The sequence below is a fragment of the Cupriavidus sp. GW821-FHT07C08 genome (assembly GCF_059419025.1).
In genome coordinates, this window is record NZ_JBWKQZ010000010.1 from 107,944 (window position 1) to 127,331 (window position 19,388).

The following is a 19,388-nucleotide window of genomic DNA, read 5'->3' on the forward strand; positions in this document are numbered from 1 at the left end:
AACCCCTGGAGTCCTTATGAGCGTGGATGCACTGATCGGAAGTTGGTTCCTGCGCGAGGCTTATGCCGTCGGCCCTCGCGGTGAACGGATGCATGACGTCTACGGTGGAATGCCGTCTGGCGTCATTCACTATAGCAGCGACGGCCGCATGATGGCCCTCATTGCGCATGAAGGTCGAGAGCGTTTAGACGGCGACAGGCAGGCGGCGCCGGAACACCAGCGTGCGGAAGCCTATAAATCCTCTATAGCGTACGCAGGGCAGTTCAGCTTGGAGGCAGGTTGGATCTTGCATTCCGTGGACATTTCAACTTATCCAAACTGGGTCGGTACGGTCCTGCGCCGGTCCGTCACCTTCGAGCAGGACACGGTCGTATTGACGACACCGCCGCAAATGCAGGATGGCGTCGAAACCGTCATTAAACTGGTCTGGCAGCGCCAGCCGGTCGAGCACTGAACTTCCTTGTCCACGGGCCCTATCATGTCAAAGCCTTCCCGCAAGATCATCATTACCTGTGCCGTCACCGGTGCAATCCACACACCCACCATGTCAGACGCTTTGCCATACCGCGCCGAGGACATTGCGCGTCAAGCGATCGACGCGGCCGAAGCCGGTGCGGCGGTGTTGCATCTCCACGCTCGTAACCCGCAGAATGGCGCCGTCTCGATCGACCCAGAGCATTTCCTCGGGTTTTTGCCGACAATCAAGGCTGCAACAAATGCAGTGGTCAATCTATCCACTGGCGGCAGCCTGCGTAACACCGTGGCAGAACGTATTGCCCCTGCGGAACGCTTCTCGCCTGAGATGTGCTCGCTGAATATGGGCAGCATGAACTTCTCCATGCATCCTCTGGCGCGGCGCTATAAAGAATGGAAATTCGATTGGGAAGAGCGCTACCTTCTTGAGTCAGATAACTACATCTTCAGCAACACGTTCCGCGACATCGGCATGGTGGCCCAAAAGCTTGGGCTGAATCACCGCATCAAATTCGAACATGAATGCTACGATGTCGGGCATCTATACAACCTCAAGTTCTGCATCGACTCGGGGATGTTCAAGGCGCCGATCTTCATCCAGTTTGTGCTCGGCATTCTCGGCGGGATCGGCGCCGATATTGAGAATCTCATCTTTATGAAGCGCACCGCCGACAAGCTCTTCGGAGACCAGTACCAGTGGTCTGTGCTCGGCGCTGGGGCCAGCCAGATGAGCCTAGCCACTGCGGCGGCGACGATGGGCGGTCACGTCCGTGTAGGGCTCGAGGACTCGCTGTTAATCTCCCGCGGAGAGTTAGCCGAATCGAACGCGCAGCAGGTGCGAAAGGTCCGCCAACTGCTGGAGAGCCTTGGTCATGAGATCGCGACGCCCGACGAAGCGCGGGAGATGCTGTCCCTCAAGGGCGCTCCAAGCGTGAACTTCAGATAACAATGATTGGATAATCCATCGCCGTAATTTCCGAAGTTGCTCAGATGGTGTGGACCGAGCTGTGGGTTTATCGGTGGGGACGATCCCCTCACTAACAGCTCGCAGCCAAATGCCATCGGGCCGGAGTCGAACTGATTCTGATCAATCCGGCCTGGCCTACACGTCGACGATCGGGCAGTGAAGTACGCCGCGCGGCGGGGGCTGGATCGTCGCGGACAGAAGTTGTCTGAGCGTTTGCCACGTGCCGGCACGGATGTCCGTGTTCCGGTGCGAGAGCGCCATGAAGTCCTGCGGTTACCTGTAAGGAAAGACCGTAGATCGCGACAAGGGTAACCGTCCAGTCGGATGCTTACCGAAAAGGTCCCTGGGGCGAGTTTCTGCGGCTAGGCGTCAGCACCGTTGGCCGAAGCCCCCTCTGGCTTCGCCCTCCAGCAAGGAACCCGTTCCCCTTGCGCCATTCTGAATGTTCAGAATGGCGCATCTTTAAAGTGACGGTTCAGGTGTTGGTACCACATCATGCAGGTCGACGGCGACGGAAGGAGCCCTGCTGGTCACCATGGCCACGCTCGGCCAATCGTAATTGCGCAAGTTTGCGTCCAGCGGTCAGTACAGCCCATGGTACTAGTCCAAGGCTATCTGCCAATTCCGTATAGGGCGTGAACTCGTACGGCATTGCGGCGAGCACCTGCTGAACTATCTCTTCGGAGGGCGTGTCAAGTTCATCCCAGTCGCACCAGTAAATCTTGGAGCGCCAGACGATAAAGTGGCTCTTGCAGCCAGTGTCCCGCCAGACTGACGGAAAGACCGACAACCCGTGCTCTGAAGCATAGATGCGCCATGCGGGGCCGGCGCGGCCATCGAGGTTAATTGTCAGTTGTTCACCACAACCATCCGGGCAGGCCATTGCGAGTGAACGGGCAACACCACGGTGTACCAGCACTGTTGCCCCGGGCTCAGAAAGCATCGCGTTGGCCTCATGGCGCCGCTCCACTTGACCCTTAAACACAATCCTCTTGGCACGCTGTTTCATGCGGCTTCCTCAATTAGCTCTGGTGTGGTCTCGCAAAGCGCCATAATTAGCCTATTGGCTAGCCAATAGGCATAGGTGCGGCGAGCTTCATCGTCGGCCTCATTTCCTTCATCGGCAGGGAACGATGCGTGGCGGAGAAGATAGACCGCCAGCACGCGCGCATACTCATCCGCCGAATGAGTAGAGGCACTCGCTATTCGTCTAATCTCCCTGACTGAATCCCGCAACCATCCTGTGGCGCCTGCAGGTTCAGACGCTGAGGCGTCTGTTAGCAAGCGGTTAGGATGGTACAACTCCTCCATTTCCGTGCGCCAAACGCCTTCCGCTGGGCTGTCGGCAGCATGGCGTCTGAACGAAAGCCAGACTTCCAGACTTGCCAAATCAGCGCTTGCTGGAGCTTGAGCGGCATGGGCAAAGTCGATGACGATGGCATCATCCTTGCGCACCCGCACGTTGTCCCCGTGCATGTCGCCATGGATGGCGCAGCGGCGCCAGGGACGAGGTGGCAGGTTAACCAGCTTGTGCCACAAAGTGTCGGAGTCATGTACCTCTCCACCCAAAAGCCTTGCGGACTTGATACGTTCTGCCGGGATTCGCCAGTATTGGCAGAAGGGCTCCAGTGCTTCAACAACCGAAGTCACTGCTGCTCCATCGGCAAGCGGCATCTCACTACGCAATACCGCCAGCGTGTCTGTGAACAATGTCTGGATATATCGAGGACCTTGTCCATTTTGTGCAGCATCGAGCAATGACCTTGATTCCTGAACGAAGTTGCCAACAAGGATCCCGTTAGCTACACCAAAGAGGCACCGGTCTGCTACGAAGTTCGGGCGCAGATGGAAAGCAATGTGGTACTCGGCAAACTGCTTGTAACGCTTGAGTTCTTCTTGCAAACGGTCCGACTTATGGATTTTTGCGAAGAAGGGCATTGGCCTCGCACCCGCGTTCGAATCGCTGAGCGTCGCTGAGACCAAAAAAGTCATCGCGCCAGACAGCCCACCTGTGATGAGCTCCATCTCGACGGACTTGCAGTCGTGAAAGGCGCGCCGCAACAGCAGTTCCTGGTTGTGGCTTAGAGTGATACCCGGCGGCAGATGAATGACGAGAGAGGCATTGCCTGATGGACCCGGTGAATGCAGAAAGGCTTCGTTGGGTGCCTCATGATGTTGCAATGGCGTGGTGCGCAGTCGATACCGGCTTTCTGGGATACCAGCCGGCAGTTTCGGAAGCTTGTCATTGAGGATACGCTCGACCGCGTTGATTTGCGTGGGCGTATCCACCACGATGTAGGGCAGCAAGCCGGCGTCGATTGTTGCCTCAAGATGCGACTTCAGTTCAGCCAGGCCATGTGCGAAATCAGGTCGAGCCGCCCAAAAGACGGCTGCACGTGCGAAACGGAAATCGGGCACGAACCCTTGCTCGACGTAATCGATCTGAAGCAGCCTATTTTTTGCCTCACGATGGTCGTCGTCTTTGGGACGTCCTCCGAACCACAGGATTTTCGGGCGCGGTAGCATGCTGTTCCCTATCGTGTGGGCAACGTCCAGGACGAGCCGCGAGCCAGTGCTCCTTCAGAGGAGCAAACAATGCAGTGAGGGCGAGGCTCCATCCCAGCAGGCCGCATTGCCCCCCTGATGCCATCGTAATGGAGCAAACGTGCGTCAGACGGGATGCCCGTTACCGCTGCTAGAAACATCGTCACTGCGGCAGAAGACATTGTTGAGTTCAGTGACACGACGGCCGGCTGAGGTATCTTTTCACCTTGGATGTACTGGTCTTTGCGCCGCTCGTCTTCTGTCATGAGTTCCCGCCGTATTTGCTCGGCGTCCAGCTTGTCGGTGCAGACCATGCAGGCGAGCCCGGGACTCAACATCTGAGCGCGGCCCGTTATGTATTGGACTTTCCCCGCGTTGACATAGATGCCGACACCGACGTCGATGCACGGCACCAGGTATTGATAGGCCAACTGGTTCATCACTGCTCGGCTGGCCATCGAATCTGTGCAGCCAAAGATGAAGTCCACATTGGGCAGGTGCGCAGCAACGTCGGGGTAGGTGATGTCACCGACGATTTCTTCACACTGCGCTGGCGAGTTGATCGCCTTAATGTGGCGCGCGGCAACCGACACCTTCGTGTTGCCCACATCCTCCAACACCGCTCCAACGAGACGATTCAGGTTGGTCGCTTCAACTTTGTCGGGGTCAATCAGAACGAAGCGTCCGACGCCGAGGTGCGCAAGTTGCTGCGCTACAACGGACCCGGTACCTCCAAGTCCGACTACCGCAACGCAGAGTTGGCTTAGTACCTGCTGTCCGGTGGTGCCGAAAGCCCGTACTTGGCGGTCGTAGAAGTCCTCCCGGACGGTCCCGCGATAAGAGGGATAGAGAGCCGTGCGTCCGATCGCAGCCACATCAGCAATCTGGTGCGTACCCAGTTCTCGAGCGTGAACGCTATGACTAGTGAAGACGGCTGCGAAATGCTTCAAGCCCGGGATTCGGGAACGGAAATAGGGGGCAAGAGCTTCTTCGCCAGCATCGTCAACGGCAGAGAAGCCTTGGAGGGCGCCTTGGCCCGGGTGGGTGTGGGCCAGGACCACGCCCGCACCAGCCTGCCTCGCGCGGTTACTGATTTCTATGCAGTACTCTGGTCGCAGCACTGCAGACGTTGCCGTGCGCTTCGCGTACGCGCTGTCGGGCACCTCAGCCAGTTCGCGGACGACGTACTGCTGCCCGGACTGCTGTGCGCCGGCCGGGTAAGCAAGGCCTACCGCACAGGACTCCACTTCTCCGTCACGGGCGCAAGTCTGCAACCGCTGGACGTCAGGTAGAGGCAGCTTCAGCATGATTACACCAACCTGGAAAGTCGATCCTTGATCGAGGCGACCCACGTGAGCAGGTCGTCGCGGCTCGCATTCCAGTGCTCGGTATGCCATGAGAACCACAACGCGTTCTTGCCAAGCCCGGTCATCGGGTTGCCGGTGTTTGCGTTTTGAGGCAGCGCGCCAGTCGCCAAGCGTAAGTCCTCATCAGCCCAGAAGCAGTCGGGCTTGGCATATGGATAGCCAGTTGGCGCGAAGAAATGGATATCGGTGTTCGGCTTGTTCCATCCCGAAGGCAGCAGCATCCCGGGCAGTGAAACAAGCGTGCCAACATTCGCGATGGGCTGGACTTGTGCTCCAGGCCAGCGCTGGCGAAGCCGCGCGAGGTGGATGTCGAAAGGGCCCATGCGTCACCTCAACCGAACGTGGCGGGAGGGACCACAGTGAAGCGGCGGGGACCGTGGCCGTGACCGAGAACCAAGGACACTGCGTCGTTGTCGCCAAAAACCTGGTCAATTTCGTTGCCTTCGCCATCGAGCTGCAGCGTTGCGCCCGGCGGGAGGTTGGCGATGCGCGACTTGACGTACGCTCCTGTGACCTGTTCGAGCTCGGTCTCGTACTTCTCCTCGCCAGCAAAGAAAAAGTAAGTCCTGGGGTGGTTGGGCTGATGCTCGTTCATGACATTCTCCCGCCGGCACCATTACCGGATTGAGGCAAATCCTACTCTTCGCTGAACCATTGGTCAATATCTCAAACATGTCAGTGTTGCAAACGTGGTGTCACGTGCTGAATGTCAATAATGTTGACTTCGTCAACACGGGGACATAGACTTCAGGCACTTGGAAATGCTGGGAATGTGGAGAATGATCGACGAGAGGCGCCTGTACCAGGCACTTGGCGAACGCCTCAAAAAGAACCGGGAGAGCAACCTCCCGACTAGGCGTCGACTGACTCAATCCGAGTTGGCGCGAGAGGTTGGGCTCGAGCGCACGTCGATAACTAATATTGAGAATGGCAACCAGAAAGTGCCTCTGCACGTTCTCTATCGCATCTGCGAAGTCCTGCAGGTGTCTATCCTGGAAGTTCTGCCAGCTGTGGCGGACATCCGTGCCGCTGAACCCGCGGCGGAGTTACAGGCCTTGACCTTTGGTGGTCGCACGCAAAGCGTGCCGATAGCTCTCAAGCAGAAGATCGAGCAATTGATCAATAGGGAAGATGAGCATGCACCGAAGAACTGAGAGAACTGATTTCATCGAACGTCAGGCAGCAAAGGTTCTCGACGACGCTTCTGCCATGCACGTGCCTGTGGACTTAGGTCGAGTAGCCGATTCGCTCGGTGTGGAGGTGCACTTTGATGCACTCGAGGACAACGTGTCTGGCGTCCTTATCGTTAAGGGGGCGCAACGCATTGCGCTCATTAACGCGGACCACCATTCAAACCGCCAGAGGTTTTCGCTTGCACATGAGCTGGGACATCTAGTGTTGCATGACACAAGTGGGGATAGACTCTTTATTGACACTACACTGCGCGTCTATCAACGCGTTGGGGCGTCTACGGATGAGGCATACAACTCCCCAAACTCATCGACGACAGCGCAAGAAGAAAGAGAGGCAAACAGATTCGCCTCGGCTCTGTTAATGCCAGAAACTCTATTGCGGCGAGAGTGTGACAGGCTGGACCTGTTTGAAGAGACTGACGTTGCCTATTTGGCCAGAACATTCGGAGTCAGTGACCAGGCAATGTCAATACGATTGCAGCAGCTTGAGTTAATGCAACTAGCTAATATGTATTGAGCTAGTGAAGTCCTCGACAGAGCCTGCGTCCACAGTTCGACCGTTACCGAATTCTGCGTACAGCTTCGAGAATGGAATGCCCTTGCCTCGTCAGTCGGGGGTAGGCGTTGTTGGTGTCATGGCCATGCTCCAGCGTAACCAGTTTGTGGGCTAGTAAGCTGTACAAATGCTCAGGTTCGATGTCGTCGATTTCCTGAGCGTCGCCAAGTAGCAGTAGTGCGGCGATTTCATGTGGACTAAGCATGTCGGCCTTCTTTGTCGTGGATCAGAAGAGGAACTACGACTGCTTTCCCGTGGATGGAGTTCCACAGCGGGACATTGGTGCGAGGTGCACTGGGAGAATACTCGCACCAAACTGTCACGTTAGGCGTTTCTATCGCCCAGATCAAGAGCTTACACAGGGGGCGGCCGCGCCCCGCATATGCCGCGCCGCACAAAAGAAGGGGGCGTGAAAAGGGGACGAGGCCTCCCCTTGCTGCGCAGCGGGGAGGCCGGTGGCAGTCAGCCATGTGGGCGATACAAAAAGCTGTCTTCAAAAAGAGCTTCGAATCCAAGCGCTTCCTGCGGAATCCAATGCCCCTCCGCCCAAAGCTGCGTCAATGTTTCGCCAAGCTCGGTGCCAAGCCATTCCTGCCCCAGCGTTCCCGGAAGGTCTTGGCTCTCGTCGCGTGGCCGTCGGATGCCGTTCTCGAGTAACCATCTGTAGAGGTCCAGCGCGGGCTCAATGCGGATACTGCCGGGCAATGCCGCCCTATTGAAGTCGAGCGGAATCCGGACACCCGTGGGGTCCAAGTCTCCGAGATACTCAACGCCGACGCCGTCCACCTCGCGCAGAACCTGTTTGAGGGCTGCTCCACTGCTGAGGAATGCCTTTCCCGAGCCGAAGACTACAGCGGAATAGCGCTTGGCTTGCTCGTTCCATTCGCCAAAGCTCCAGAAGCTGTTGTGGTTTTCCAGAACGAGCGCCGGTCGTCCCGGTGCATCCGCCTGGCGATAGGGCAGGGGTAAGGGCACCTGAAAGGCGCCGATGGCCGACAGCGGCAATCGACCCCCGAACAACGCGCCTCCGGTGCAGAGGCCGTCAAGCCGCTTCTCATCACCGAAAATCTCCAACGAGCGCTCCTTGATAGGCACCAGCCGCAGCGTACCGCGCCGGCACAGCAAAAACGTGTTGATGCTCTTGGCTGCAGGTAGGGCCGAAGGCTTCAGTTCCGGCCAGAAGCCCAGCTCGGGGACCCAAGGAACAGCGGAATAGTCTTCTCGCTCAACGGCTGATCGTTCCCTGGCCAATTGAATCCAGTTGGGCAGTGGCGGATTACCAAACTTCTCCCAACTGCCGGCAGCCGGCAATTGAATTCGGCCAGCGGTCTCGAGCGCTCGCAAGGTCTCCAGTAGGTGGGCGTTTCGCGACGGGCTGGTGGAAAGCTCAGGCCGAACATCAAAGAATATGCGGCGCACATCCTCAAGCTGAACCCGCTTGCGAGTACCTTGCGTAAGCTTGGCCAAAAAATCTTCTGTCATGCCGCGTCCTGCTCTCGAAGCTTGAAATCGGCGGCTTCAAGGTGCCAACGCCCTGTCTTGGTGTTCTTCCCAGCCTTGCGCAGGCGAATGAACCGGCTGAACTCGCCTACGGTGTTGTAGTCGGGGAGGGCTGTCGCAAAAATGAGCTGCACATCCATAGACCGCGCCAGCAAGCGCTGAGCTTTCCACAAAGTGGGGGTAGTGGCCTTTGCGAATGGGTTGTCCAGGATGAGCGGTCCGCCGCCCAATTTCTTCAGCTTGGCTTGCGTCTCAGAACGAAGCTGGTTGATGAGGAGGTACAGGAACATCGCCATCACGACACCTTCCCCTCCCGAGTTCTGGATCTTGTCGACAGGGACATACTGCAATGCTTCATCCGGCACCATTTTCAGCATTTGGAGGCCCAGTGGCTTCCCATGCATGCGTAGCAATGCTTCTGCGACAAGTTCCGGGCCCTTTGTCGGCACGATGCTCGTGTCGATAAGGTGGTCCAGGTAGTGCTGCAGAGCCTGGCGGCGGACATCTAACGAGATGTCCTGGAAGCGGGCGCGCATCTTAATCATCGACTTGCCGCCGACATAAGGGGCCCCAATGGGTACCTTCTTGTTGTTCGCCGCCGAGTTGAGTAGTGTGATGGCGCTGTTCGTCAGGTTCAGTAGTTCGCCAACACCGGCGTCAAAGTCAGCCTGCATTCCGTCGAGGCTAGCTTGTGTGGTGCCAATCCGGTCGACGATTCCTTCCAGCAGGCGCTGGCTGTCAGCGCAGGCCGCTTCGAAGTCGTTGCGCTGCAGCTGGGTAGCAATTTCGGGTTCAACCTCCTTCAGAGAATCACTTGTCGCAGCAGCACGGAGGTCTTCAAACGCCTTATAAGCTGTGTTACGTGCCTTGGTAACAGCGGACGCCATGGTCTTGTGCTCCGCCACGAGTGTGTTTGCTTGGCGACTGATATCAGTATCCAGCACTACGGGTTCCGCCACAATCAGCTCTGGCAAAGTGAGCATGGAGCGTAGCATTGTCGACAGACCATGGGCAGCCTTGGCATCGGATTCTGCCTCCTTGGTGAGTTCCTTGGCATGCGCGGAGGCTCTTCTGGCTGTCTGAGCGGCATTCTCTGCTGCCGACTTGAGGTCCATCACCCTGTCGATGCGACCAGCAAGCTCGACATCGCTAAAAGCTTCCATTTCAGCAGTTGGAGCGTAGCCAGGTTTGTTGGCCTTCTGAAATTCCTTCAACTGGTTCTGAGCAACGGCATACGCCTTTTCTGCGTCGACCGCGACAGCTTGGGTCCTGTCTATTTCCGCCTTGGCATCTGGAATGAGGGCGTCAAAGTTGGCGTTGTGGTACGGTGCGATCTCCGCCATCTTGACGCCAGGGAAGTCTCTCGTAAAAGCCTGCTTCTTGTCAGTAACTTGGCCGCGGGCCGTTTCAAGCTGCAGGTGAAGAAGACCCAGCCTGTCTTTCTCTTCAGACTCAAACGTCCTTACCGCGTCCGTATAAAGCTGCCTCAGGAGGGCTAGGGTTTGCGGATTCTCGGCAAGATGTTCGGCGGCCGGAAACGCCTTGTCATAATACTTTAGACGGCCTCGTTCTTCTTCGAGGGACTTCGCCAGCGCTTCCAGTTCTACCTTGTTCTTATAGGCCGTCTTTGCCGCGTCGTTCAGGCGCTCTTGCTCAACCTCAATTTCCGCCCGGCGCTCCACAATGGTCGCCAGTTCGAGGCGAGTCTCCTCGAGACGCTCGAGTCGAGACGCATGTCCGCTCTCATGGGTTTCGACAAAGCGTTGGATCTCGCGCACGTGCCGTTCGGCATCCTTAGCTGCCTGAGCAAACTGTGCAGCCGCGCGTTGCTGACCGGTTGCCGCCTCTTGGCATTCAACCGCTCTCAGTTCGGCTGCTGCAGCTCGTTCCTGAGCAGCAGCGCTTTCCGCAGTGAACCGTGCTACGTCTGCCCCAGCCGTATGGAGGGCTCCATTACCGAACCGTTCGACATACGAAGCAAGGCGTTGCTTGCCGGCCAATGCGTCGTGCTGTCGATTCGCAAGCTTTTCTCGTTGAGAACTCTCGGCGGCCAGCCGAACTTCCAGCGTAGTAAGCAGTGCTGCGGCCGCCTCGATATTGAACGCTGCGTCGTCTGCAGCGTTGATGACAATCTGGTCAAAAAGCAGAACCTCGGGGTCCAGTGTCGTGACGGAAATGGTCACCGGTGAGCTGAGCTGCGGGCGCGGAACAGTCAGGCCTTGCGCTATGGGGAAGTCCGACGAAGCTACGCAGACACCCAGAAACCGAGCTGGATTGCCGGCAACTAATGTCCGGGCCCGGTCAGCGTCAGGAATTGTTTGCGAAATATAGGCGTTGTAGGGCTTGGCAGACTGCACTCCATGCTGTCGCAACCATGTCACCACGGAATTGATGTCACGTGAGTTGCCAGCAACACCTGTTTCTTCAATAGCGGTCTTGCTGGCACGAAGTTCAGCGATGTGAACATCCAGGAGGGACAGTTCGCGATCGCAACTTTGAACCAGGCGCTCAAGCGCCGCCGTCAATGCCGGCGAGTCCGGATCAGCCACCTCCGCATCAACGGCCTGCCGCATCACCGACAACTGGGAGAGCGCTTCACGCTCACTAAGGCCAGCATCGATGAACTGTTGTCGCTGCTCGACGAGCGCAGACAGTCGCGCGGACTCTTCACCGTCCACCTTGGATTTTCTGCGCCAATCTAGCTCTTGTGCCCGGAGCGACTCAACGGCGGCAAGACACTGTTTCTCTTCCGTCTGGCTTTTGATCACTTCCGCTTGCCATCGCATGATGGCATCAGAAGTTTCCTCATTTGAACCCAGGAGGTCGTCCTTCACCAGTTGAAGCTTGGTCGTAGCGAATGCGTCTTCCGCTGCAGAAAGGCTGGCACGCTCGCCGAGAAGGCGCGTCTCCTTGATGCTCAGCGTGCAGAGTTCCTCCGCAAGAGTCTTTCGATTCGCGACGGCCGCTACCTCGGTGCTTTCAGCTGCGCTCGCGTCATTCCGCAGGCGGTTTTCCTCATTATTTATCGCGCGTCGAAGGATTGCACCATGCCGGTAGACGGTTTCTCGCCAAGGCTCCAGCTCTTCCGCGGCAACTGCCGCTTGCGTTTCAAGAGCTGCCAGGTGGGACTCGACTGCTAGAATCTCTCCACGAGCTTTCGCAGCCAAGAGGTGATGGAGAGTCTGCTTCGCGGTGCGGTGGTGCGTGTTGGCATCCCTCAAGCTGTCATCTGCAGACTGGACGTTGCGACGATGCCTAAGGGACGTCAGCACAACCTCCTCGGCGGCGTACGCCTTTTCAGACTGCTGGCTTTCGGTCGCCGACTGTTCTTGGGCGATTGCGATTTTCTGTTGTGCCTCTGCCGTCGCGGTCCGATCTCGAGTGCGCGCTTCCAGAGCTAGAATCAGTCCTCCGCCTCTCTGTAAGGTTTCGAGCTGTGAATCCTGCTCATGCTTATAGCCTTTTGCCACAGTATCGAAATGGGTCAGGCTCCCTTGGAGTGTTTCGAGCTCCGCCAGTCTTCGCTGGAAGAAAGGTTTGCGTCGTAGCTTGTCGCACGTATTGACGACAGCAAGTCGAACAGACGCGGACCGCTCTGGATCAAGTGTCAGGTCAAAGAACTTGCGAATAAACTCAGGTTCCGACTCAAACGTGAGGAATCCGGTGTCAATACCACCCTCTTGCGCGGAAAAGTTGACCTGGAGCTGGAGCATTTCGACATCAACTTGGCGCTCATCACGCAGGTGTCTTTGCCAGTCTTGCTGCGTACGGGTTTGGAAAAAGTCAGGAGCCAGCTTCTGGGCTTCATGCATCCAGCGCGAGAATTCCGCCATGGTGTTCGCAGGAGCCATGGTGAGCTTCGGGGCCGGAACAGACTCCAAACGCAGTCCCGCATTGGCTTCAAAGCTAAAGAAGACGCGGTCGACTTCACTAACGTCCGCGTTTGACTTCATGGCAACGACCTGACCCATAACCATGCGATATGGGGCTCCTCCGTCTACACGAGAAGGCATTTCCCACTCCATCAGGACGATACCTGGCAGGCCATCTCGGGCAAAGTATTGATGAAACCGGTGGTTTTTGTTCTGGATATGCTTGAGAAAGCGGTCCTGTGAAGTCTCGAAGCACGAGAAGAAAAAGCTCAACAGCGTCGTCTTGCCACCGCCATTCTCGAGATTGATGATGGTATCGGTGGGCTCGCCGGTCTCCGGTGCCGTCAGGTCAAAGAGGATGCCGTCATACCAGGCCATGTCAATGCCATAGTTTCCGACATAAATTCTCGAAATTTTCTGCATCTCAGACCCCTTCTTGATTTCCCGTTTGTGCCAACTCAAACAGACGGCGCAGCGTCAGTTCCCTAAGTTGGACGCGTAGACGATGTGTCGCCGTGTACGTTGCGAGCGATTCGTCGGTGGAATCCCTATCCAGGCGCGCCAGCCCGCCGGATACCATGTTCGTCAGCGCCATGCCAATCAAGCCAGTGATAGAGGTTGGAGTCGCACGCTGACTCGCCGGCACCGTGATTGGCATGGAGCAGACAAGTTCCCATCCAGGGGAAAGTTCCAGCGGCACGTCCTTCAGGCCCTCGCCGGCATCCTTAAGCCGACGCGATAGTGCGTGCAGCGCGTCACGGAATTGCGCGACGCTCGCGGGAGGTGGGATGTAGTTGTCGTCTTCCAGTCCATCCGTGGTCGGGAAGAAGACCGATGCAATCGCGATGTGCGCGAGAACCAGACCTGCCTTTTGGTCAGGCTTTAGGTTTGTCCGGATATCGGCAATCCGCACGGCAAACCGGCTCTCGCGGGAGGTTGGAACAACGATGAGTCCGCGCTCGCTGAAATCGAGGACGGATAGTTCCATGCCGTCGGCGATCTCCCGAACATCGGTGGCGAATTTGGTGTCAGCGCGATACAAGTCCAGTAGCTCCCGGTACAGTGTGTCATTCGCCGGTGAGAGATTGGTATGTAGGGCCTTGTAGACCAGTCGTGCAGCATTCCGTACCGTGGGTTGTGCCGTGCTTGTCATTGTTCTTCTCCGTTGGGCGAGAACATGAGGTTTGTTCCCTCGGCGATATTCAGGCTGAAGCGGCCGGCCGCATCCGAACGCATGTCGGGGAAGAGGGTCTCCGACAGAGCAAATGAGCGGAATAGCGTCAAGACCATGCATCTACGCATGGGCTCGTCCAAGCCTTCCTCTTCTGCCATGACCAGCAGTTCGTCAACGCGAAAGCTGCGGCCGGTGCTGAAGTGCTTTCTCAGCCAAGCCTCTACGGATGCAATGAGTTCTTTGGAAAACTGGTCTGGCGGCGGCACAAACGGGGCAATTTCGCCATCGTCGGTGTCCGGCTCTATATCTTCTGCGCGGCGCTCGAGTAGCAGCCCAAATGCGGTGTTCAAGTCGTAGACCTTCGGCCAGGCTGGAGGATAAAAGCTACTGATGCACTGGTCAGCGTTCTCTGTCAGTGCGCCGGCCGAAAGGGCCAGTATTTGCGGAAACAGTGTCGTTTCAAGGTCTGGAAGGCCGGAAGGGCGGCGAGCGCGGAAGACTGCGCGCTGCGATTCGAGGAATTCCTCAGGTGCGACTGTGATGTCGTTTACCAGTTTGGAGCGGATAACCCCCGCGCTTTGGAGCGTTTTCAGCAGTTGCGCCAGGTCTTGTCTCGTCTTGGGTTCGTCGGCGGTGAGAAGCGCTTCCCGGACCGCATCCTCCATACGCTGGTCCTCACTTTGCCGACCACGGACATGGGTGCGCGCCTCAGCCAGCTTTCCGGCCATTTCCCTGCTCCAGTTAACCGAACCGGGTGCGCGGTACGCTTGCAACAGTCGATCTCGAATGAGCTGCCGATGCTCGATAGATAGCTTACGCGCCCTCTTTGCTATTTCCAGTGCGGCCTCAAACCGTCCGCGCTGGACCAGCAGGTCAAGTATCTTCTCCATGAGTTCCTGCGAGTCCTCGGGAGACAGGTCCAGCATGCCCAGATAGACGAGATACCCTTCCGCCGTAGGTCGATAGCGATAAACGTCTTCCAGGTCCGGTTCGTATGTCACCAGACGAAAACGAACCGACTTGGCTGCTTTCTGAGCAGCATCAAAGAAATCAAAGCTGAATTCCCGGTATGCGTTGACCTTGTTGTCCAGGGTGTCCAGTATCACCTCGGCCACGCGGCCACATTGCACCGGTGTGAATCCCGGCTTCATCTCCTGCGCAACATGGGAGAGGTGGCGTAGTACCTCATCATGAGTGGCGCCCATATTCATGGTCGTCCCCTCCATCATGAAATCCAAGGCGGAGAGCGTCAGGTAATGGGTATCGATGCCCGCAAACAGCGCTTGGTCGCCATTGGATTCGGCGCCAATTCGGAACTTGTTCAGCTCCAGCTGAAATAGGGGGCGCAGGAGGAGGAGATTGCGCTGTTGCCTTGAAAGGTCGAGGAGGCTTTGGCCCAGCCCCTCACGACCTACTTCAATGGCCAGCCCATCCAACTCATTCTCGATCGGTATATGCGGCACATCAGCTCGCCTCTCGCCGGGACTGTCGTCGGAAAGGACAAGGGCTGCACCAGGCAGGTAGGGTTCGTCGATACGCATATAATTAGTATACGCATAAAAACTATACCGGTAAAGAAATTAGATGTGCTATGATGATTACCTATGCCCCCTTCAAGTTCTCATGTCCTGCCTGCGAAGTCGGCTCGAGGGGCCCCTAAGTGGAGCCAGGAGCGTCGACTAGAGTTCATCGACTTTCGCCTGCGCTGGGAGGGCAAACTGAATCGCGGCGACCTTGTCGATTTCTTTGGAATCTCCACACCTCAGGCGTCCCTGGATATCGCCCGGTACGCCGAGCTGGCCCCGTCGAATCTTGTCTACGACCGCAGTGGCCGGATCTACCTCGCCGGGGCAGCTTTCAAGCCAGTTTTCCCAACGAACCAACCGGCTCACTACCTAAATGACTTGCTGGCTGCGGCCGCGGGCCTGGAGAATGAGCCCAGTTTCATGGGTTGGTGTCCTCCTGTTGCGACTACTCCCATCCCGGGGCGAACGATGTCCGCTATCACGTTGGCAGCCCTATTGAGGGCGATACGGGAGGGGGGTGCCCTGCGCGTTACTTACCAGTCAATGACGCGTCCAGAGCCCACCGAGCGAGTGCTATCTCCGCATGCGCTTGCTCATGATGGTTTTCGCTGGCATGTCAGGGCGTTTTGCCATTCGCGTAACCAGTTCCGCGACTTTGTCATCGCTCGAATTTTGAGCATTGCGGAAATTGTGCAGGCTGTGGCGTTGCAGTCCGATGACAAAGAGTGGCAAACCATAGTAAAGCTCGTCCTGGCCCCGCATCCGGCCTTATCCGAGGCACACCAACGGGTCATCGAACTCGACTATGGGATGGAGAACGGTGAGGCAGAACTCGAGTGTCGACAGGCTTTGCTGTTCTACCTACTGCGGAACCTAGGACTCGATGGCAAGACAGGGAAGAGGCCGGAAGCGCAACAGATTGTGCTGAAGAACGCGGAAGAGGTTGCTCATTATCTTTCGACAATCAACTGAGCTGGTAGTACCTGCAAGCGAAAAGACCGCGGATCGCCTGCCCGGCGCGACGTTTGCGTAGCGTTCAGGAGTTGGGTGCAGGCGCAATGGCTCTCGCCCGTCGGGCAATGCCGTGGCGAGGTTTGACGTCCTCTCCGCCCTAAAGGACGGAGATTCCTTCTTCAAGAGGGGCACGTCCGCCCCCGGCTTCTGAAGAAGCCTCATTCACAGTGGCTTTACCGGCCGCTGTGGCAAATGCCTGTTCCACGCTAAGGAGTCCCATACGCAGAATGTTCTTCGCTGCGTTGACATCGCGCTCATGTGAGGTTTGACTCGCCGGACAGGTCCACTCTCGAACACCGAGTGCCGTCTGCCCGGTGGGACCTGTGCGTGATTCGCAGCACGAACAGGTTTGCGTGGAATAGCGTTCATCGACCTCCTCGAACCACACGCCCGCGCTATCGCATTTGTACTGGAGCATGGTGCGGAACGCGCTCCAGCCCGCATCCAACACGGACTTGGCCATGTTGGTCTGGGCGAGCGCGGAGGCGTTCACGTTGCCGATGAAGATAGCACCGTACTTCCGTACGAGCGCCGTGGACTGCTTGTGCAGAAGGTCATTTCTGCAATTCCTGACTTTGGCGTGAAGGGCCGCGACGCGCTTGTTCTTGCGCGCCCGCTGGGCCTTGCCGATCGCCGCTTCATGTCGTCGGTAGAATCGCTGGGCCTCGAGCACCTGTCCGTCGCTAGTCGCGGCAAAGTCCTTCAGCCCGAGGTCGATGCCGACCGACGCCCGCCCTTCTGACCGAGGCGCCTTCTCGACCTTGACGGTCACATTCAGATACCAGCGCCCGCGCGCGTCTTCACTGAAGTTGCCTGCCCGTAGGTCGTATCCCGACAAACCGTAGCTATCCCACAGCGACAACCAGCGGCCGTTGAAGCGCACTTGGCCGTGCCCGTACTTCAGCGCCCCCGTCTTGATCGGAACCCAGCCCAGGCTGCGGCGAGCGCCGCCGCTGGCGCGCCAACGCAGCTTGACCTTCTTGAATTGCTTTCGGCGACGACAGTACTCCTGCCCAACCTCCTGAACTGTGTGACTATGCAAGGCCAGACCCGCCTTGGTCGCTCCGTCGGTGTACTTCTGCAACTCGTAGGCCCCGATAAACCGCCGCTCGCGCTCGAGCACGCGTCCCGATAGCTCATTGATAAAATTCCACACGAAATTCACCTCCCGCGCTTGGGCGCGAAGCCAGGCAGCATGTTTGTCCTTGATGCGCAAGCGCAGGACGCGAGTGACGGTCGAAGTATGAGAGGTGGCTAACATACCGAGTCTAAGACTCGGTTTTAGCCTTCCCAATCATAGGCCCTAAGCCGCTTACCCCGCCCTGAAGAGACGGGGTAAGCGGCGGTTCTACCGGGTCAGCACACTTGGCAGAGGCATAAATTTTCAGCATTTGTAGCGCTTAGCCGTTCAGGACTAGACGCATGAAGGAATCTCCAGCCCTGGCACCGCAATCTACTCTTTGGCTGTAGCTGAGTCTTCGTAGGTCACCTCGGTGGGCGCGGAAAGCACTCATCTTGGCTGCTATATTGCCCACCTTGGCATTGCCATAAAGCTTTGCCTCTTCACGCCCTCGCCAACGCTACGGCGCCACCAAAATGGCGCCGTGGCTGCGTAGTTCGCCAGGGCGCTGCAGTTGTCCCAAAGGACGGTTCTTGCCAGGACTTTGCACGAACGACACACTGCCGCAAGGCGTTAGCCGACCTGATCAACTGGAAATCTTGGTTTCTACGGGACTCTACCAACGAAGAAGTTTTTGGTTAACGTAGCTATCGAGTTTAGCCTCGCCAAGATAGTTCTTAATGCTGGGCTTCAGAGCGGCGAAACACCCATGGGGCCGATCTCGGTATTCAGATTCTGGCAGGCCGCGATAGTGGCCAAGACTTGAACAGTTCTATCTTCTCCCGCTTGGGATGGGGGGCATGAGAATTGGCTTCAGGTCGAGTCGATTGTTGGTATCGGCGTTCCCCTCTCACATCACGTGTTCAAGGTCTGAAGCTTGCTGTGATTTCGGCAATTTGAAACGCAGAAACTGGTACGCACATTCTCGCTTCCGAGTCTTGGTGACGCATCAGCCTTTTCGCAAGCTCGAATGTTGCTCGCAGTAGTGGCCTCTTGGCGGCAAAGTGAGGCGGTGGAATAGGGGGAATCATGTGTTGCATTCCCCGCAATAATGTACCATGCTGCAATTACAACAGAAATGGAGAAAACAATGGCTACATACAAGCAATTGTTGGCAGAAAAGGAAAGACTCGAAGCTCAATTGGCGGAAGTGCGAGCTACCGAAGTTGCAGGAGTCATTGAGCAGATTCAGACGCTGATGGCCCAGTATGGCCTCAGTGTTGACGATATCGCTGCGAAGCGCCGTCGCGGTCGTCCTGCCGGCTCTGGTGCTGGCGCTGGCGCGAAGCGTGAACCCTTGCCGCCGAAATACCAGAACCCGAAGACCGGCGAAACTTGGTCGGGTCGCGGCCGCGCACCGGCCTGGCTTGGCAAAAATCGCGATCGATTCTTGATTGCGGAAGCTTGACGTCCTCTCTGCTCTAAAGGACGGAGATTCCTTCTGCAATAGAGGCACGTCCGCCCCCAGCCTCTAACGAGGCCTTGTTCACAGCGGCTTGACCGGCCGCTGTGGCAAGGCTTCTTCCATTCTCGGATAGCCCCATGCGCAGGTCTCGGTCTAGTACTTGGGCAGCGCTTCCTTGGCCATTGATAATTCGGCGCTGCCTGCTCAAGTTTTTTCGGCTCTTGAGTCCAACCTCTTGGCTACCAGGAGTCAGTCCTTTTGGGAACGCTTTAGCGCATAGGCGCCGTCACCCAGCAATGCTATGGCGAGCGCTGAGACCGACAGGAAAACCGGATATTCCCATCCACCATTGGGATTGGTGAAACTCCAGCCATTACCGAAATGTACGGTGGATGCGAAGAATAGTTGGATAGCGGCAACGGCGGCGACCCATCGAGCGTACACGCCGAGAAGGAGCATGATGCCACCAAGGATCTCGAAGGCAATGATGGGGTAGGCCAGGAATCCGGGGAACCCGACAGACTGGAAGAAGCCCGCCGTGCCAGCCGGCGTGAAGACCAGCAATTTCGTCAGGCCATGCGCGAGGAACATAGTCCCCAGCGCGATGCGGAGAATGAAGGCTGCAAAAGGTGTGGTGCGGTTGTCGATCATGATGGAGTAAGTTGGATGAGGGAAG

17 protein-coding genes and 1 pseudogene are annotated in these 19,388 nt (G+C 57.3%); 7 read left to right on the top strand and 11 right to left on the bottom strand.

The features are described from left to right. The first annotated feature begins 16 nt into the window (after positions 1-16). Both AC07UK_RS15285 and kce read left to right on the top strand, forming a co-directional pair. Positions 17-454: a lipocalin-like domain-containing protein gene (locus AC07UK_RS15285; RefSeq protein WP_494687290.1), complete on the top strand. Its 438-nt coding sequence runs from the start codon at positions 17-19 to the stop codon at positions 452-454. A gap of 24 nt (positions 455-478) precedes the next feature. Further along, positions 479-1,420: a 3,5-dioxohexanoate:acetyl-CoA acetone transferase gene (kce, locus tag AC07UK_RS15290; RefSeq protein ID WP_494687289.1), complete on the top strand. Its 942-nt coding sequence runs from the start codon at positions 479-481 to the stop codon at positions 1,418-1,420. A 514-nt stretch (positions 1,421-1,934) separates the two neighbouring features. Here kce and AC07UK_RS15295 read toward each other — a convergent pair. The 5 genes from AC07UK_RS15295 to AC07UK_RS15315 are packed head-to-tail and all read right to left on the bottom strand — an operon-like array spanning position 1,935 to position 5,947. Continuing rightward, positions 1,935-2,450, bottom strand: coding sequence for a ubiquitination-like system serine protease family protein (locus AC07UK_RS15295; RefSeq protein WP_494687288.1), 516 nt, complete (start codon positions 2,448-2,450; stop codon positions 1,935-1,937). Continuing rightward, positions 2,447-3,967, bottom strand: coding sequence for a phosphotransferase (locus tag AC07UK_RS15300; protein ID WP_494687287.1), 1,521 nt, complete (start codon positions 3,965-3,967; stop codon positions 2,447-2,449). Before AC07UK_RS15300 ends, AC07UK_RS15295 begins: the two co-directional genes overlap by 4 nt. A gap of 8 nt (positions 3,968-3,975) precedes the next feature. Continuing rightward, positions 3,976-5,292 carry a HesA/MoeB/ThiF family protein gene (locus tag AC07UK_RS15305; protein WP_494687286.1) on the bottom strand — a complete coding sequence of 439 codons (1,317 nt, stop codon included), beginning with the start codon at positions 5,290-5,292 and terminating at the stop codon, positions 3,976-3,978. A gap of 2 nt (positions 5,293-5,294) precedes the next feature. Next, entirely contained in the window at positions 5,295-5,675 is a 381-nt protein-coding gene (locus tag AC07UK_RS15310; RefSeq protein ID WP_494687285.1) for an E2/UBC family protein, read from the bottom strand. Positions 5,676-5,683: 8 nt separating this feature from the next. Beyond that, positions 5,684-5,947 carry a hypothetical protein gene (locus AC07UK_RS15315; RefSeq protein WP_494687284.1) on the bottom strand — a complete coding sequence of 88 codons (264 nt, stop codon included), beginning with the start codon at positions 5,945-5,947 and terminating at the stop codon, positions 5,684-5,686. 184 nt (positions 5,948-6,131) lie between these two features. Here AC07UK_RS15315 and AC07UK_RS15320 point away from each other — a divergent pair, with 184 nt between their 5' ends. Both AC07UK_RS15320 and AC07UK_RS15325 read left to right on the top strand, forming a co-directional pair. Next, on the top strand, positions 6,132-6,506 hold the full coding sequence (locus AC07UK_RS15320; RefSeq protein ID WP_494687283.1) for a helix-turn-helix domain-containing protein: 375 nt from the start codon (positions 6,132-6,134) through the stop codon (positions 6,504-6,506). 55 nt (positions 6,507-6,561) lie between these two features. Continuing rightward, on the top strand, positions 6,562-7,062 hold the full coding sequence (locus tag AC07UK_RS15325; protein WP_494693883.1) for an ImmA/IrrE family metallo-endopeptidase: 501 nt from the start codon (positions 6,562-6,564) through the stop codon (positions 7,060-7,062). A gap of 501 nt (positions 7,063-7,563) precedes the next feature. Here AC07UK_RS15325 and AC07UK_RS15330 read toward each other — a convergent pair. The 4 genes from AC07UK_RS15330 to AC07UK_RS15345 are packed head-to-tail and all read right to left on the bottom strand — an operon-like array spanning position 7,564 to position 15,188. Further along, the gene (locus AC07UK_RS15330) at positions 7,564-8,583 is read right to left on the bottom strand and encodes a Wadjet anti-phage system protein JetD domain-containing protein (RefSeq protein ID WP_494687281.1); all 1,020 of its coding nucleotides are present in this window, start codon (positions 8,581-8,583) and stop codon (positions 7,564-7,566) included. After that, positions 8,580-12,896, bottom strand: coding sequence for a coiled-coil domain-containing protein (locus AC07UK_RS15335; RefSeq protein WP_494687280.1), 4,317 nt, complete (start codon positions 12,894-12,896; stop codon positions 8,580-8,582). Before AC07UK_RS15335 ends, AC07UK_RS15330 begins: the two co-directional genes overlap by 4 nt. A gap of 1 nt (position 12,897) precedes the next feature. Next, on the bottom strand, positions 12,898-13,626 hold the full coding sequence (locus AC07UK_RS15340; RefSeq protein ID WP_494687279.1) for a hypothetical protein: 729 nt from the start codon (positions 13,624-13,626) through the stop codon (positions 12,898-12,900). Further along, positions 13,623-15,188 (bottom strand): hypothetical protein, encoded by a 1,566-nt coding sequence (locus tag AC07UK_RS15345; protein ID WP_494687278.1) that lies wholly within the window; start codon positions 15,186-15,188, stop codon positions 13,623-13,625. The genes AC07UK_RS15340 and AC07UK_RS15345 overlap by 4 nt, the downstream gene beginning before the upstream one ends. A 63-nt stretch (positions 15,189-15,251) precedes the next feature. On the opposite strand from AC07UK_RS15345, the pseudogene AC07UK_RS15350 reads away from it, so the two are divergent. Both AC07UK_RS15350 and AC07UK_RS15355 read left to right on the top strand, forming a co-directional pair. Next, positions 15,252-15,542 (top strand): annotated as a pseudogene (locus tag AC07UK_RS15350) (BrxR family helix-turn-helix transcriptional regulator); the annotation flags it as partial. Between the two features lie 99 nt (positions 15,543-15,641). Continuing rightward, positions 15,642-16,145: a helix-turn-helix transcriptional regulator gene (locus tag AC07UK_RS15355; protein ID WP_494687300.1), complete on the top strand. Its 504-nt coding sequence runs from the start codon at positions 15,642-15,644 to the stop codon at positions 16,143-16,145. Between the two features lie 139 nt (positions 16,146-16,284). On the opposite strand, the gene AC07UK_RS15360 is transcribed toward AC07UK_RS15355, so the two are convergent. After that, complete coding sequence (locus AC07UK_RS15360) at positions 16,285-17,448, bottom strand: RNA-guided endonuclease InsQ/TnpB family protein (protein ID WP_494687277.1); 1,164 nt, start codon at positions 17,446-17,448, stop codon at positions 16,285-16,287. Positions 17,449-18,397: 949 nt separating this feature from the next. Between AC07UK_RS15360 and AC07UK_RS15365 the strand changes: the two genes are divergently transcribed. Further along, positions 18,398-18,715, top strand: coding sequence for an H-NS histone family protein (locus AC07UK_RS15365; protein ID WP_494687276.1), 318 nt, complete (start codon positions 18,398-18,400; stop codon positions 18,713-18,715). A 246-nt stretch (positions 18,716-18,961) separates the two neighbouring features. Here AC07UK_RS15365 and AC07UK_RS15370 read toward each other — a convergent pair whose 3' ends face one another. Continuing rightward, on the bottom strand, positions 18,962-19,363 hold the full coding sequence (locus AC07UK_RS15370) for a DoxX family protein (protein WP_494687275.1): 402 nt from the start codon (positions 19,361-19,363) through the stop codon (positions 18,962-18,964). Between the last annotated feature and the right edge of the window lie 25 nt (positions 19,364-19,388).